The sequence below is a fragment of the Nitrospirota bacterium genome (assembly GCA_040757335.1).
Taxonomy (GTDB): Bacteria; Nitrospirota; Nitrospiria; order 2-01-FULL-66-17; family 2-01-FULL-66-17; genus JBFLXB01.
The window spans coordinates 24437-38901 of the sequence record JBFLXB010000035.1 but is presented as its reverse complement, the minus strand read 5'-3'; the positions used below and the strand labels follow the sequence as shown (position 1 = coordinate 38901).

The following is a 14465-nucleotide window of genomic DNA, read 5'->3' as shown; positions in this document are numbered from 1 at the left end:
TCCGGGGCCACGTAACTGAACAACCCGCTCTGGGGCTCCTGGCTGCCACGCATGGGCGCTCCTCCGAAGGGACGGCGCCAGTATACCAGGGTGGGACTCTCAATCATAGGACTTTTTCAGCACCCTGTTAGACCTGGAGACCAGCCTTTTGCGGCGGGTAGGCGTACCGCGTTTCTTCGGTGTGTTTCACCGCCATCCGCACCAACCCGGACACGTCCAGCAGGGCCTCCGCGGCTTCCAACTCGCGCGTGGTCGAGGCCGTGGCGGGGTGTTTGGGTGTAAACAGCGAGCAGCAATCCTCGTCCGGTTGAATCGAAATCTCGTACGTGCCGATGGCCTGCGCCTGGTGCACGATCTCCTCCTTGTCCATCCCGACCAGGGGCCTCAGGATCGGCATCGTGGCCGCGGCGTCAACCGTCGTCATGTTCGACAAGGTCTGGGACGCCACCTGGCCCAGGGCTTCGCCCGTCACCAAGGCTTGCGCGCGGACGGTTCGCGCGATGGCCTCGGCGATCCGCACCATCAGCCGGCGGTAGACGATCACGCGCAGCGGAGCCGGGACCGCCAGGACGACCTCGCGCTGGACCTCGCCGAATGGGACCAAAAACAGACGCGAGGCGTATTGGTACTGGGTCAGCCACTCGGCCAACTCCTTAGCCTTGTCGGACGAGGCGCGCGAGACCAAGGGATGGCTGTGAAAATGCACAAAGACGACGTACGCCCCGCGTTTCATCATCCGGTAGGCCGCGACGGGTGAGTCCAACCCACCCGACATCAGGCACGCCACCCGACCGGACACACCGGCAGGCAGCCCACCAGGTCCGGACATCCGATCGACGTACAACAGGCACGCTCGATCCAGGATCTCCACGTAAATCGTCAACTCCGCGCCCTCGAGGTCGACCCGTGCGCCGGTCAACCGTTGCACGAGCGCGCCGAGTTCAACGTTGATCTGATTGGAAGAACGCGCGAAGGTCTTGTTGCTCCGCTTGGCGGAGATCCGAAACGACGCGAAGGATCGGGTCTTCACCAATTCTTCAACCGCGCGACCGAGCGCGTCCATGTCCAGGGGTATTGATTGCGCGATGGCGAAGTTGGCGATGCCGAAGGTGCGGGCAAGGCGCGCTCGAACCTGGGCTTCATCGGCTTTGTCGGGAAGGTCGATCAGAAAGCGCGCGCCGGTCTGGGCAATGGTTCCCGCACCCGTGCCTGCCAGGCCCCGCTGGAGATTCCTGATCAACCTGCGGACAAAGTAGCCGCGGTTGCCCTTTTTGAGCGTGAGTTCGTGGTAATGGACCAACGCGTACCGCACGCCGGTACCATACCTGAGGGCCGGAGCGGATTCAAGGCGGACCGGTCACCGACCGGCGAGGCGTCGGATCACGGCTTGGTTGGCGGGGGGGAAGCGGTACTGCGCCAGCTCGGACGCCGAGACCCAACGCACCTCGGCACAACCGCGGGCCGTCGGCGCACCGGAGGTCAACGTCCCGCGAAAAAAACTGATTTCCACCGCGCCGTGTGCATATCTGTGCGCGACGCGCTCGATCACGTCGCCGACCGTGATCGCGACGCCGACCTCTTCCTCCACTTCGCGGTGCAGGCAGGCGATCAACGTTTCACCGGGTCTGCGCTTGCCGCCGGGAAACTCCCAGTACCCGCCCAGGACCGCGTCGTCCCACCGGCGGGCGATCAGCAACCGCCCGTGATCTTCGATGACGGCCGCGGCGATCTCAACCGGGGCGGGGTCGTCGGCTGGTGACATGGCGACGGGTCTCGCGCCGGTACGTTTTACAGATCGTCCGCATCGTGCAGGTCGGACACGCGGGTTTCCGCGCGGTGCACACGGTTGCGCCGAAGTCCATCAGCGCCTGGTTGAAGTCGTACCCTTTGCCGCGAGGAATCAGCGCTTCGGAGAGCGTCCAGAGCCTGGTCCGGTCCGCCCCACGTTTCGGATCGGCCTCGGGCAGAAACACGCGGGCGAGGACGCGCGCCACGTTGGTGTCCAAGATCGGCGCGTCGAGTCCGAACGCGAAGCTTCTGACCGCGCCGGCGGTGTAGCGGCCGATGCCTTTCATCGACAGCAACGCTTCCTCCGATGAGGGGATCGTTCCGCCGTAGCGCGCGACCGCTTCGCGCGCGATGCCGTGCAGGCGAACGGGACGAATGTTGTACCCGAGCGGATACCAGGTTCTGGTCACCTCTTCGATCGGTGAACGGGCCAGGTCCTCGACGGTCGGGTACTTGGAAAGAAACTCATGGTATTTGGGAATCACCCGCTCGACCTGCGTTTGCTGCAGCATGATCTCCGAAACCAGGACGTTGTAGGGATCCGTGGTGTCTCGCCACGGCAGGTCGCGACCGTGGCGGCGGTACCAGGCGAGCAGCCGCTTCTGAAACGCTCGCGACGAGCCCGGATCGAGGCGAGGCGCGTTGGAGCGGGCCATGCGTGGACTACAGCGACGCCAACAGTTTCTTGGCGTCGGCCAGGTACTCGCCCTCCGGCGCCATCTTGATATAGTCCTCGAGGTGTTTCTTGGCCTCCTGGCGTTTACCGAGTTTGACCTGGGTGGCGGCCATCTGGTAGTGCGCCGGGCTGAATCGCGGATTCAAGGTCAGCGTCTCCTGAAACTCTTTCTCCGCGTCGACCCACCGGTTCTGCTGGCTGAACACGACGCCGAGGTTGTATCGGGCGTCGAACAACACGGGAAAGAGCTTGATCACTTGTTGATACGCGTCGGCCGCTTCGCGAAGATCGCCGCGTTTCTTGTAGGCGTTCGCGAGGTGGAAGTAGATCATGAACTGCTCGGTGTCGCGCTCCAGCGCCTTTTTGAAGTACGCAATCGCGGAATCGACTTTGCCGTCGGCGAAGGCGATTTCGCCGAGGCGTGTGTTCACGTTCCCCACGTAAGGGTTGATCGCGGCGACCTCGCGATAGGCCGCGGCCGCAGCGCCGGTCTTCCCCATCCGCGCATACACCTGGCCCAGTTCGAAGAAGGCCGTAGCCATCTGGGGATTCGCGGTCAACACCGCGGTGAATTCCATCTCGGCGGGGTCGAGTTTGTCTTGGCGTTTGTAGACGAGCCCTTTCTGGAAATGCACCATGTAAAAGTCGCGGTCTTTGGCGAGGATCTTGTCGTATTCGGCCAGGGCGTCGCCGCCGCGGTCCATCTCCGCGAGCGTGTTGGCCAGTTCATACCGGATGACGAGATTGGCCGGGTCCAGCGCCGCCGCTTTCTGATACACCGCCACGGCCTTGTCGTACTCGCGGGTGTGGCGGTAGGCATTGCCCAACCGACTTTGGAGGTCGGCGGTTTTGACGCCCGCCTCCTGCGCCTTGAGGTAGGCCGCGATGGCGTCGGTCCAGAGCTCTCGTTCCTCCTGGATTTGTCCCAGCAAGACCAGCGCCTCGCCGTAAGTCGGTTTGATCGCGAGCGCCTGGTTGAGGGCTTCCACTGCTTCGGGGCGACGGTCAAGGGCGCGGAGGGCGATCGCCAATCGGTACCGGGGCTCCGCCGCCTTGGGGGATTCCGCAATCGCCCGCTCGTACGCCTCGGCGGCTTTGGAGAACTCCTTTTTGCCTTCGAACGCCTTGCCCTCCTCCAGCGCGGACCGAGCAGCGTTCGCACCGGACACCACCGCCGTGGTGGGCGTGCAGAGGAGTGCGGCCAACGCGAGGCCGGTCATCAGGATCAGTGCGCGGCGGTGCGGCCGCTCCGCAAATCGATTCATCGAGCCCTCCTGGCTAATACCCACGATAAAAGGCCGCGGCATCGTACCGCGACTCGATCATCCTCTCCTGTTAGTGGCGGTGCCCCTGTCCGTGTTCGTGCGAGTGGCTGTCCTTGGCAGGCGAGGTCGATGGAGTCTGCGCCACGAAGACGTAGAGCACCAAGCGCCCAGGGCCCGGGTTGCTGACCCCATGGTCCGAACCGGCCGGAGCAAGCACGGCCTCTTGCGGCCCCAGGTCGTAACGGTCCGCGCCCACTTGGATATGGGCTTGTCCGTCGAGAACCAGATACACTTTGTCGGCATCCCCGTGGCTGTGGGCCTTCTGCGCCTGACCCGCTTCCAGGCAGTAGAGATCACAGAACAGCCGCGGCGTTTCGAACAGACCGACCTTCTGCATTTTCTCCGGCGCGAACCGTCGGAGCGCGTTCAGATCCCTAATATTCCCCATGGTCTCCTCGTCTTACCCGTGACGCGCTTCCAAATAACGCTCGGCGTCGATGGCCGCCATACACCCCGTACCGGCCGCGGTCACCGCCTGCCGGTAGGCGGGGTCCTGGACGTCGCCCGCCGCGAACACACCGGGCACGCTGGTCTTGGTCCCGTTCGACGTCAGGATGTAGCCCACGTCGTTCATCGCGAGTTGACCCGCGAACAGCGAGGTATTGGGCTGGTGGCCGATGGCGACGAAGACGCCGTCCACGGCGCGTTCGCTCGTGGCCTGCGTCTTGGTGTCGCGCAGCCGCACGCCTTCCACCCGCTCGGCGCCCAGGATCTCTTCCACGGCGCTGTTCCACACGAAGTCGATTTTGGGATTCTTTCTTGCGCGGTCCTGCATGACTTTGGAGGCGCGGAGCTTGTCCCGCCGGTGCACCACCGTCACCTGCGACGCGAACTTGGTCAAAAAAAGCGCCTCCTCCATCGCGGTGTCGCCGCCGCCCACCACGATCAGTTTGCGATCCCGAAAAAAGAATCCGTCGCAGGTGGCGCAGGCCGACACGCCCCGACCCATCAACTGTCGCTCCGACTCCAGCCCGAGCAACTTGGCCGAGGCGCCGGTGGCGATGATCAGCGCCTCGCACTGCTGGTCGCTCTCACCCTCCACCCACAGCCGGAACGGCGGGCCGTGGAGGTCGACTTTGGTCACGTCACCGCGCACGAACTCCGCGCCAAACCGCTCGGCCTGCGCGCGCATCTCCTGGATCAACTGGGGGCCGAGAATTCCCTTGGGGAAGCCCGGATAGTTTTCCACCTCGGTGGTGATCGTGAGCTGGCCGCCGGCCTGCAGACCCTCCACCACCAGGGGGCGGAGATTGGCCCTGGCGGCGTAGAGAGCCGCGGTCAACCCCGCCGGACCCGAACCCAATATGATGACGGAACGCATCGCGTCACGCTCCTCGACATGAATCGACATCGTAGCATTCACCTTCTTTCCAAATCAACGGGCCCGTCCGCCTTGACAAGCACCTGCTAACGGTTTTACTGTCCTGCGAACCGCGCGAAAGGATATCCTCGATGGCAATACTTCGCAAGACGCCTTGGCTGTTGATCTTCTTCGTCATCGTGGGCGGGCTGTTCGGCGGTGTGGTGGCCGAGATTCTCCGCGCGGTTGCTCCCACCGGCCCGATCAGCTCGCTGTTCCTGAAAAATCTCAACATCGGGATCACCAACCCCATTACCGTGGATCTCTTCCTCATCACCGTGACGGCCGGCGCCTCGGTGAAGATCAACCTGCTGAGCGTCATCGGCGTGCTGATGGGCGTTTACATCTACAGACAAGCCTAGCGTGACCGCTACGGGTTGATGTCGATCGCCAGGCACTTGTGGGCCTGGCGCAGCGCGGCTTCGACCTGTTCGGGCGTTTCGCCTCGTGCGACGATGAACCCCAGATAGCGGCTGCCCTCGGGCAGCGGGACGACCCGCTGGCCGCGACGCATCAGGATGGTGACCTCCTCGATGCCCGGCAGGCCGCGGGCCGCCTCGCGGCCCCGTACAGCGACGAGCTTCCCCGCGTTCGGAATCGGAATCATCATCACGCCGGCGGCGCGGCGCTCGCGTTCCAGCGACGGGATCTTCATCCCCAGCGCGTGTCCGATGATGATCTCTTCCAGCGTGAGGCCGGTTCCGAATCGCAAGGCGCGCGAACACAGGCCGCCGATCGATCGAGCCGCCACTTCGAGCAGCCACGGACCTTGCTGGTTGACCCGCAACTCGGCGTGGATCGGGCCGTCGCGCAGGCCCAACGCCCGTGCGGCTCGCTCGGCGCAGTCGGCGATCGTGTCTTGGATCGGCCGGGGCAGGCGCGAGGGCGTGACGTACAGGGTTTCCTCGAAGAACGGGCCGTCCAGGGGATCGGGTTTGTCGAACAGCGCCAACACGTCCAAGCGCCCGTGTCGCAACAGTCCTTCGAGCGCGACCTCCCGGCCGGGAATGAACGCTTCGACCAGGAGTTGCCGCGAGGCCGGACCGTGCTTCCGGACCGCGGGCGCGGCCAGAATGGCGGACACGCGCGTCACCGCGGCGCGTAGCGACGCCGCGTCGTCGGCCCGGATCACGCCCTGACTGGCTGCAAGGATCAGCGGCTTGACCACACACGGATACCCGACGCGTGTGGCCGCCGGCTCAGGGTCCTCCTCCACCCCGATGACTTCGAAGCGCGGGGCTGGCAGGCCCGCTTCTCGGAAGATGCGTCGCGCGACCGCCTTGTTGCGGGTTGCGGCCACGGCCTCGACCGGATTGTGCGGGAGTTTGAGCGCGGCGGAGAGCATGGCCGCGAGCGACACGCTCTCCTCGTCCACCCCGATGATCGCGTCGAACGGAGGAAGGGGACGGATCTGTTCGACCGCGGCCGCGGGGTCGTCGAAGTCGAGCGTGATCGTTCCGCCCTCGGAGAACGCCTCGAGGATCTGCGGGAGGTTGGACCCCACCACCACGTCCGCCCCGAGTCGGTGGGCCGCGGCGAGGAAGTCCGCGGCACGGTACGTGGTCGCGGGCATCAAGAGCAGGAGTCGTTTCTTCACAGGAAGTGGATCACGGCTCATTACGTGGTGGTTGCCAGCCTGGCCGCCGAGAACGCGGCGAATGCCCCCTTCGGGGACTTCCGACAATGTCTCCTCGAAGGTGGGTCGCAAGGCGGAGCGAAGGTTGCGCGCGGAGCGTACTGGGTCGTACGTGAGCACGCGAACCGACGCGACAACGCAGCAGGCGCCGCGTTATCGGGGGATCAGGCTACTTGCTGCTGGGCTGATAATATGGATTGGTGCCGTTCGCGTGGTCGGTGATGTCCAAGACATCTTTGACCTCGGGCACCGCCTTCTTGATCATCACGGAGACGCCCTGCTTGAGCGTGACGTCGGCCATCCCGCATCCTTGGCACCCGCCGCCCAATCGAACGTAGGCGATCTCGTCCTTCACATCCACCAGGGAGACGTATCCGCCGTGTCCAGCGACCGCGGGATTGATCTGCTCGCGAATCACCTTTTGAACGGCGTCAGCCAGGGGACCGGTCGGCGGTTCGGTCGGCATCTGGGCCGTCGGCGGTTGATACGGGCTTTCGATCTTGAACCCGCTGCCGCTGGGACCCGTGAGGTAGTCGATGGTGGCGCCGTCCACGAACGTAGCGTTCTGCTTTTCCAAAAACACCTTGATGCCGTCGAGTTCCACGATGACGTCGTTGACGTCGGGAGTGGATTTTTCCACCAGACTCAATCCGTAGGTCTGGTTGCGGGTCCCGGGGTATTTCACGGTCAAGCGCAGACCGTGTGCAGTGCGTCCCGGCATGTTCATGGCAGCGAGAATCTGCTCGCGCGCGGTGGCGGTCATAGTTAATGTCGGCGTTAATGTCGGCATATTCATCCTCCCGTAGACCTACAGATGCCCGAATCATACCACAGCGCCGAATCTTATGTCAGGCGGTGACGTTGTGGGCTCGCGGGGGGTTCTGCTAGCATAGATTCGCCATGACGAAAGGACGTTTCACGCGAGTCGCTGCCGGGTCGGTGTTGCTCGCGTTCTTGCACGTGGCGGGGTCCTCCGGCGCAGGAGCCGGAGCCACGCTGTCCGACCGCGGCACGGTCACCTTCCCGAGCGGAGTGGTCTACTCCGTGGAGATTCCTCGGACGCCGGAGGCACGCGAGCGGGGCCTGATGTTCCGTGCAACCCTTCCCCCTCGAACCGGCATGCTGTTTGTTTTTGACACCTCGGGACGGTACGCGTTCTGGATGAAAAACTGCCTGATTCCGCTCGACCTCATCTGGCTCGACGAATCCAAGCGGGTGGTGGCGATTCTGCCCGACACACCGCCGTGCAAAGCCGATCCGTGCCCGATCTATCAGTTCGACGTTCCGGCCCGGTACGTGCTGGAAATCGCGGGCGGCGCAGCCCGACGCGAGGGGTTGGCGGTCGGCCAGATCCTCAAGTTCTAAGAATCAGAGCAAACCCAACAGCGGGCACAGGACTCGTAACCCCGCCCAGATCACCGCGAAGCCGACGAGGTCGAGCAACACCCCTGCGCGGATCATCCGCTGGATCGGAATCAGCCCGGATCCGTACACGATGGCGTTGGGCGGGGTGGAGATCGGCAGCATGAACCCGAAACTCGCTCCCAGACACGCGCCCAAGGCGGGCGGAAGGGCGCTCACGCCCGCGCCCTGGGCAATGGCGATGACCACCGGGATCACCATGGTGGCGGACGCGGTATTGGACGTGAGCTCGCTCAATACGATGCCCAGGGCGATCGCAAACGCGGTGAGCGTCCACAGGCTGTCGGCTCCCAACGCCTGCGCCGCGCCGCGGCCGATCGCCTCGGACAGACCGGTCTGGAACATCAGCTCTCCCAAGGCCAGGCCGCTTCCAAACAGCAGGATCGTGCCCCAGTCGATCCGCTCGGCTTCCTCCCACGAGAGGGTGAACCGACGGGTGGGCCAATCAACGGGCAATACGAACAACAGGCCTGCGCCGATCAGCGCGACCACGGCTTCCGGGATGTGGCGGTCGTACCAGTTGGCAACCCCGGAGTCCGCACCCCATATCAAGACGAGGCCGGCGGGCGCCAGCCACAGGATGACGGCCGTGCCGAACGCGACGGCCGCGTTGCGTTCGCCGCGCCCCATGGCCCCGAGCGCGGCCCGCTGGCGGGCGAGGAACGCGGCCACCCCGGTCAAGGATCCCAGGTCCGGCGGGTGCAGCGCGTAGAGCAGGACCAACAATGCGGCGAACGTCACGATGACGATCGGGATGCCGAATTGCATCCACTGAACGAACCCGATGTCCACCCCGAGTCGGTCCGCGATCAACCCCTTGCCGATCAGATTCGGCGGGGTGCCGATCACCGTCCCCAGACCGCCGATGGACGCGGCGTAGGCCACCATCAACATCAGTGCGGTGCTGTAGCGCCACGCCGCGGGCGAGGGGGACGCCTCCTGGGCGTTGCGGCGCGCACCCGCCAGCGCGCCCAGCATACCCGTCGCGATCGGCAACATCATCGCGGTCGTGGCCGTGTTGCTGACCCACAGCGACATCCCGGCGGCCAATAGGCCCACCGCGAATAGAATCCGGGCCGGGCTTTCGCCGATGACGGGTCGTGTGAGGACCCAGTAGGCGATGCGACGGTCGAGGCCGTGCACGATCATGGCTTCGGCGATCAGAAAACTGCCGATGAACAGGAAGATGACCGGGTGCGCGAACGGCGCGAAGACGTCTTTGGCGCTGCCCACGCCGAGCGCCACGGCCGCGACCGGAGCGAGCAGCGCCGTGGCGGGGATCGGGATCGGTTCGGTGATCCAATAGATCACCACCCACGCGAGGAGGCCGGCCAGGGCGTGCGCCTGCGGAACCACGGGGAGTGGGAAGACCCAGACCGCCAGGGCGGCGACGGGCCCTAGCGCGAATCCCACGGCGGCAAGGCGTCGCCGGGTAGGCCCGTCGGTGGTGACGGAGGGTTCGGGCACGCCGCAGGATACCACACCAGACTGTGCGGCGTGAACTTCGCGAAGCACGTTGCTGCGCGATGTGCAGGGAGGCCCTTCGGCTCGTTGGCAGCGCCCCCCGGCGCTAAGCACGTTGCCGCGCCACGTGGAAAGAAGCCTGCGGCCCATTATGGCGCGCACTTCGCTAAGCACGTTTCCGTGAGGCCTCGGTGCGTGGTATAACCCGCGTATGCGGTTACTCCTGCGCGTCCTGAGGTATCTGGCGCCCTACCGGACGCTCGCGCTCGCCGCGCTGGCGTGCGCGGTCCTCGCGACTCTGGTCGACCTGGTTCCGCCGTGGATCATCAAACTGATCATCGACACGGTGGTCCGTCCGGCGGACCTGGAGCCGCTGCCGTGGCTGATGGCGGCGTTGACGCTGGCCTACCTGGGACGCAATGTGTTGACCGGCGCGCGCGTCCGCCTCAACAACGTGCTCGAGCAGCGTGTGATCTACGATCTCCGCAAAGCGGTGTACGACAAGTTGCAGGTGTTGTCGGTCCGGTACTACGACCAGCGCGCGAGCGGCGAGTTGGTCTCACGCGTCACGAGCGACGTCACCAACCTCGAACGGATCTTCATCGACGGCGTGGAGTCGCTGGTGATGGCGGGTCTCGCGTTGGTCGGGATCGCGGTCATGTTGTTCGCGATGCACTGGCAGCTCGCGTTGCTGGCATTGATCCCCATCCCCTTCCTCGTACTCGGGGCGTCGGTCTTTACGCGACGGGTGCACGCGCTCTACCGCGCGATCCGGCAGGAATCGGGTCGCTTGAACGCGGTGCTTCAGGATCACCTCTCCGGCATCCGCGAAATCTTCGCGTTCAATCGCGAGGCTTACGCGGCCGCGCGTTTCGATGCGCACAATCGGGCGTATTGCCGCGAGCAGTTGCGGGTCGCTCGGGTGTGGTCGGTGTATTCGCCCTCGATGGTGTTCCTCGGATCGGTGGGCACGCTGCTCATCCTCGGCGTGGGTTCACGCGAGGTGGTGGCCGGTCGGATGACGCTGGGTGAGCTGGTGGCATTTCTGTCGTACCTGGCGATGTTCTACGTGCCGATCAACCAGATCCATTCCGTCAACCACATGCTCCAGCACGCGTTGGCCTCGGGCGAGCGCGTGTTCGAGATCCTCGATGCCAAGCCCGAGGTGGTGGAGGCCTCGGAGGCCGTGATGTTGCCGCGTGGCCGCGGTGAGGTGCGCTTCGAACAGGTGTCGTTCGGGTATCGGTCCGATGTGGAGGTGATCCACGACCTTGATGTGGGCATTGCGTCGGGCGAGAAAGTCGCGCTGGTCGGGCCCAGCGGGGCCGGGAAGAGCACGGTGGTGAAGTTGCTGCTGCGGTTCTACGACGCGGGATCAGGCCGCATCGAAATCGACGGGCGCGACATCCGCGGGCTCACGCTGCGGAGCCTGCGCGATCAGATCGGGCTCGTGCCGCAGGACCCGGTGCTCTTCAACGGCACCGTGCGCGAGAATCTCTTGTTCGGGCGGCCGGACGCGTCCGACGCGGACCTGGACAACGCGGTGCGCGCGGCCCGTGCGCACGAATTCGTCGCCGCGTTGCCCGAGGGGTACGACACACTGGTGGGCGAGCGGGGGGTCAAGCTGTCGGGCGGCCAGAAACAACGCCTCGCCATTGCGCGGGCCCTCCTCAAAGATCCGCCGATCGTGGTGTTGGACGAGGCCACCTCGAACATCGACAGCGAGACCGAGGTGCAGATCCAAGAGGCGCTCGAGCGGCTGATCGCGGGCCGCACCACGTTGATCATCGCCCACCGTCTGTCCACGCTGCGGTCCGTGGACCGCCTCATAATCATGGATCACGGCCGGATCGTCGAGACCGGCACGCACGATGACCTGCTGCGTCGCGGCGGCCTTTACACCGCGCTGTACGAAGCCCAGTTTCAGGTCTAAGCCTTCCCGGTCGGGGAGGCTCGTTACTCGATGAACAAGGTGAGCCCGATCGCGATCGGGGTGGTCAGGGTGCCAGACGGGATCGAGGCACTGCTGACGCGAGTCAGATTGCCGGTGGTCTGACTGATCGAATACGTGGCGAGCGAGTTGGACGCTTGGTTAGTTACGTAGATGAACTTCCCTCCAGGCTCAACCGCCAGCGCGGTGGGGCTCGTCCCAGTCGGGGTGGACACGTTGCCCGCGGTGAGTTCTCCCATCCTGGCGTCGATGACCTCTTCGATGTCGATGGCGTAGGGCGTGATCGTGTTGGCGTTTGCGTTGGCCACGTATACGAATCGGCCGGTGGGGTCCGCGGCAACCGCCTGCGGGTTGGTGCCGGTTGCCAGGGGGCTCATGAGCGAAGTCAACGCGCCGGTGTCGGCGTCGATCGCAAACCCCTGAATCTGGTTGGGAGTGGAGCCCGCGCTGACCACGTAGGCGAATCGGCCCGAGGCATCCACGGCCACGCTGCGCGGATCGTCGGCGACCGACAGCGCCGCGCCCACGCTGGTCAACAGGCCGGTGGCCGGGTCGATGGTGAACGCCGAAACGGAGTCCGACCCGGAGTCCACGGTGTAGAGGAACCGCCCGGTGGGGTCGGCGGTCATGGACACCGGCAACGTTCCAATGTCGAGCCCGGCCCCGGTGACCTCGGTCAGCTCTCCGGTTGACTGATCGATCGTCAGGACGACCACTTGCCAGCCGGTTGATCCGGCGAGGCTGCTGCCCGCGGCGTAGGCGAATCGGCCCGACGGCTCGATGGTGACGGCCGTAGGGTCGACGCTGACCGTCACACTTGGATCCACCCCCGCTGTAACGGTATCGACGGACGGCAGACTTCCGTTCGCCGCGTTGATCCGATACGCGGAGATTTCGTTGGACGCGTGCGCGACGTACACGAACCGCGCAAACGGATCCACGGCCGTCGCGCGGGGAATGCCCAGCCCGCCGGTCAGCAACTGCGCTCCGTTCGGGCTCAACACGCCGGACACGGCGTTGACGTCGTACGAGGAGATCGTCGAGGCGCCCTGGTTCAAGATGAAAGCGTATTTTGCCTTGGCAGAGGCGGCCACGCCGCGCGTGACGAAGGCCAAGGACTGCGGGCCGCGTTGTGCACGAGTCGTGCTGCCCTTGGTCAACGCGCCGGTCGCCCCGTCAATTAAGAACACCGACACGTCGGCTGATCCTGCATTCGTCACGTACAGCCGCTCTGCGAGCGGATCAACAATCAGGCTTGAGGGTGCGGTTCCCGTGTCGAGCGGCGACGTGCTGATCGCGGTCAGCGTTCCATCAACAGCGACCGAGTAATCTTGAACGGTGTTGTCGACCCGATTGATCGCGTATGCGTGTGCACCGCCGGGCGTCACGATGATGCTGGCTCCGCCAGGTCCAAGCGTGACTGTCGAGGGATCAGGGACCGCTAGGTTGCCGCCTACGTCGACCGACAACAGTGCCACGTCTCCGGCAGAGTCGCTGACCGCGTATAGAAACGCTCCGGCGGGGTGCAGGGTGATCGAGAGAGCTCCGTTTCCCACCAGCGTGGCGTCCACCGGAGAAAGCACCCCGGTCAATGAATCGATAGAAAACGACGAGACACTTGCGGGATTGGTCCCGATTTCGCTGTTGCCGACGAATAAGAACGAACTCGCACTGTTGACGGCGAGTGACGCGGGGGACCGACCAAGCGTTGTGGCGGTTGCTCGGAAGGTCAGCGAGCCGTCGGTGGCGTCGATGGAGAACACCGAAATGGATTCGCCGGCCTGATTTGCGGTGTAGAGAAATTCACCCGTCGGATCGACCAGCAGCGCGACGGGCTCCGCCCCGGTTGCGAACGGAGAGTCGGCCATTTCCAGAAGCGTGCCGGTTCGTTCCTCCACGGTGAACCCCGAAATGCTGTCGTCGTCCCGGTTCGCAACGTACAGGTATTTCGATGCCGGATCGGTGGCGACTGCGACCGGCGCGGCTCCGACCAACACGTATCCGATCGGCATCAGCCGCCCTGTTGCGGCATCAACCAGGAACATGGAGAGGGTGTTGTCGGTGGTGTTTGCCACGTAGGCAAATCGGACCGTGTCGCCGGTCGGAAGGGGCGTGGTGCTGCCGGATCCTCGCACCTGACACGTGACGATCGTGGTGCAAGGACTCGGGGGTGCGGGGCCGCCGCTGTCCGGGGTCGTGTCCTCGCATGCCACGAGTGCCAGCGCCGCGGTCAGCGTGACCGCAAATCCGAAACCTGTGACGCACCGAAGACGACGAACCATGTGGTAGACCGGAGATGTTCTCGATGAAGTCAGTATTCCAGCCCGCCGGCGTGCGTACTTCACAGCGGGATTGTACGCGAGTCGGCGCGATCTGTCATCTGGCGATAACCGCGCGGGCGCGCGCGACCCTGTTGCGGTATGATGCGAACGTGGCCCTCCCCATCGATAAGCTGAAGCAGTTGGTCGCGCACGATCCGAATGACCCTGCGCTCTATCTCGCGTTGGGTCAGGCCTATCTGGAAGCCGGCCAGTTCATCGAGGCCGTCACCTCGCTGGAGCGTGCGGTCACGCTCAATCCGAAATACACCGCGGCCTACTGGCCCCTTGGCAAAGCACTGGAAGGAGCAGGCCGTGTGGACGACGCGATGGTGGTGTATCAACAAGGTCTTGCAGTGGGTGAGCAGACGCACGACGCGATCCCGACTCAAAAGATGCGCGCTCGATTGCACCGTCTCCGTAAGCAACGGCCACCCGTATCCGAATCAGGCTCCTCTTCTCACCAGAATCAATAAACAGGCCATCCTATATTCTATTGCGTTTTAATTAGTATTCATGATATTT

General features: G+C 64.6%; 14 protein-coding genes. 4 read left to right on the top strand and 10 right to left on the bottom strand.

Annotated elements, in window-relative coordinates; all coding sequences use genetic code 11:
• Window positions 1-127 precede the first annotated feature (127 nt).
• The 6 genes from thiI to trxB all read right to left on the bottom strand — a co-directional run bounded on the left by thiI (window position 128) and on the right by trxB (window position 5110).
• Window positions 128-1312: a tRNA uracil 4-sulfurtransferase ThiI gene (thiI, locus tag AB1451_14970; protein ID MEW6684197.1), complete on the bottom strand. Its 1185-nt coding sequence runs from the start codon at window positions 1310-1312 to the stop codon at window positions 128-130.
• Between the two features lie 45 nt (window positions 1313-1357).
• Window positions 1358-1762, bottom strand: a complete 405-nt coding sequence (locus AB1451_14965) for a (deoxy)nucleoside triphosphate pyrophosphohydrolase (GenBank protein MEW6684196.1) — start codon at window positions 1760-1762, stop codon at window positions 1358-1360.
• Window positions 1731-2444: an A/G-specific adenine glycosylase gene (locus AB1451_14960; protein ID MEW6684195.1), complete on the bottom strand. Its 714-nt coding sequence runs from the start codon at window positions 2442-2444 to the stop codon at window positions 1731-1733. Before AB1451_14960 ends, AB1451_14965 begins: the two co-directional genes overlap by 32 nt.
• 7 nt (window positions 2445-2451) lie before the next feature.
• Window positions 2452-3729, bottom strand: a complete 1278-nt coding sequence (locus AB1451_14955) for a tetratricopeptide repeat protein (GenBank protein MEW6684194.1) — start codon at window positions 3727-3729, stop codon at window positions 2452-2454.
• Window positions 3730-3799: 70 nt separating this feature from the next.
• A complete protein-coding gene (locus AB1451_14950) occupies window positions 3800-4177 on the bottom strand; it encodes a cupin domain-containing protein (protein ID MEW6684193.1) in 378 nt (125 codons plus the stop codon).
• 12 nt (window positions 4178-4189) lie between these two features.
• Window positions 4190-5110, bottom strand: a complete 921-nt coding sequence (gene trxB / locus AB1451_14945) for a thioredoxin-disulfide reductase (protein ID MEW6684192.1) — start codon at window positions 5108-5110, stop codon at window positions 4190-4192.
• Between the two features lie 131 nt (window positions 5111-5241).
• Between trxB and AB1451_14940 the strand changes: the two genes are divergently transcribed.
• A complete protein-coding gene (locus AB1451_14940) occupies window positions 5242-5511 on the top strand; it encodes a DUF4321 domain-containing protein (protein ID MEW6684191.1) in 270 nt (89 codons plus the stop codon).
• Window positions 5512-5519: 8 nt separating this feature from the next.
• Here the strand turns inward: AB1451_14940 and AB1451_14935 are convergent, their stop codons facing one another.
• Both AB1451_14935 and AB1451_14930 read right to left on the bottom strand, forming a co-directional pair.
• Entirely contained in the window at window positions 5520-6767 is a 1248-nt protein-coding gene (locus AB1451_14935) for an ATP-grasp domain-containing protein (protein ID MEW6684190.1), read from the bottom strand.
• A 187-nt stretch (window positions 6768-6954) separates the two neighbouring features.
• Window positions 6955-7575, bottom strand: coding sequence for a NifU family protein (locus AB1451_14930; protein MEW6684189.1), 621 nt, complete (start codon window positions 7573-7575; stop codon window positions 6955-6957).
• Between the two features lie 110 nt (window positions 7576-7685).
• On the opposite strand from AB1451_14930, the gene AB1451_14925 reads away from it, so the two are divergent.
• A complete protein-coding gene (locus tag AB1451_14925; GenBank protein ID MEW6684188.1) occupies window positions 7686-8150 on the top strand; it encodes a DUF192 domain-containing protein in 465 nt (154 codons plus the stop codon).
• A gap of 3 nt (window positions 8151-8153) precedes the next feature.
• Here AB1451_14925 and AB1451_14920 read toward each other — a convergent pair whose 3' ends face one another.
• Entirely contained in the window at window positions 8154-9674 is a 1521-nt protein-coding gene (locus AB1451_14920) for a DASS family sodium-coupled anion symporter (GenBank protein ID MEW6684187.1), read from the bottom strand.
• A 208-nt stretch (window positions 9675-9882) separates the two neighbouring features.
• Here AB1451_14920 and AB1451_14915 point away from each other — a divergent pair, with 208 nt between their 5' ends.
• Window positions 9883-11604 carry an ABC transporter ATP-binding protein gene (locus AB1451_14915; protein ID MEW6684186.1) on the top strand — a complete coding sequence of 574 codons (1722 nt, stop codon included), beginning with the start codon at window positions 9883-9885 and terminating at the stop codon, window positions 11602-11604.
• 23 nt (window positions 11605-11627) lie between these two features.
• On the opposite strand, the gene AB1451_14910 is transcribed toward AB1451_14915, so the two are convergent.
• Entirely contained in the window at window positions 11628-13904 is a 2277-nt protein-coding gene (locus tag AB1451_14910; GenBank protein MEW6684185.1) for a beta-propeller fold lactonase family protein, read from the bottom strand.
• Window positions 13905-13927: 23 nt separating this feature from the next.
• Between AB1451_14910 and AB1451_14905 the strand changes: the two genes are divergently transcribed.
• The gene (locus tag AB1451_14905) at window positions 13928-14416 is read left to right on the top strand and encodes a tetratricopeptide repeat protein (protein ID MEW6684184.1); all 489 of its coding nucleotides are present in this window, start codon (window positions 13928-13930) and stop codon (window positions 14414-14416) included.
• Window positions 14417-14465 lie beyond the last annotated feature (49 nt).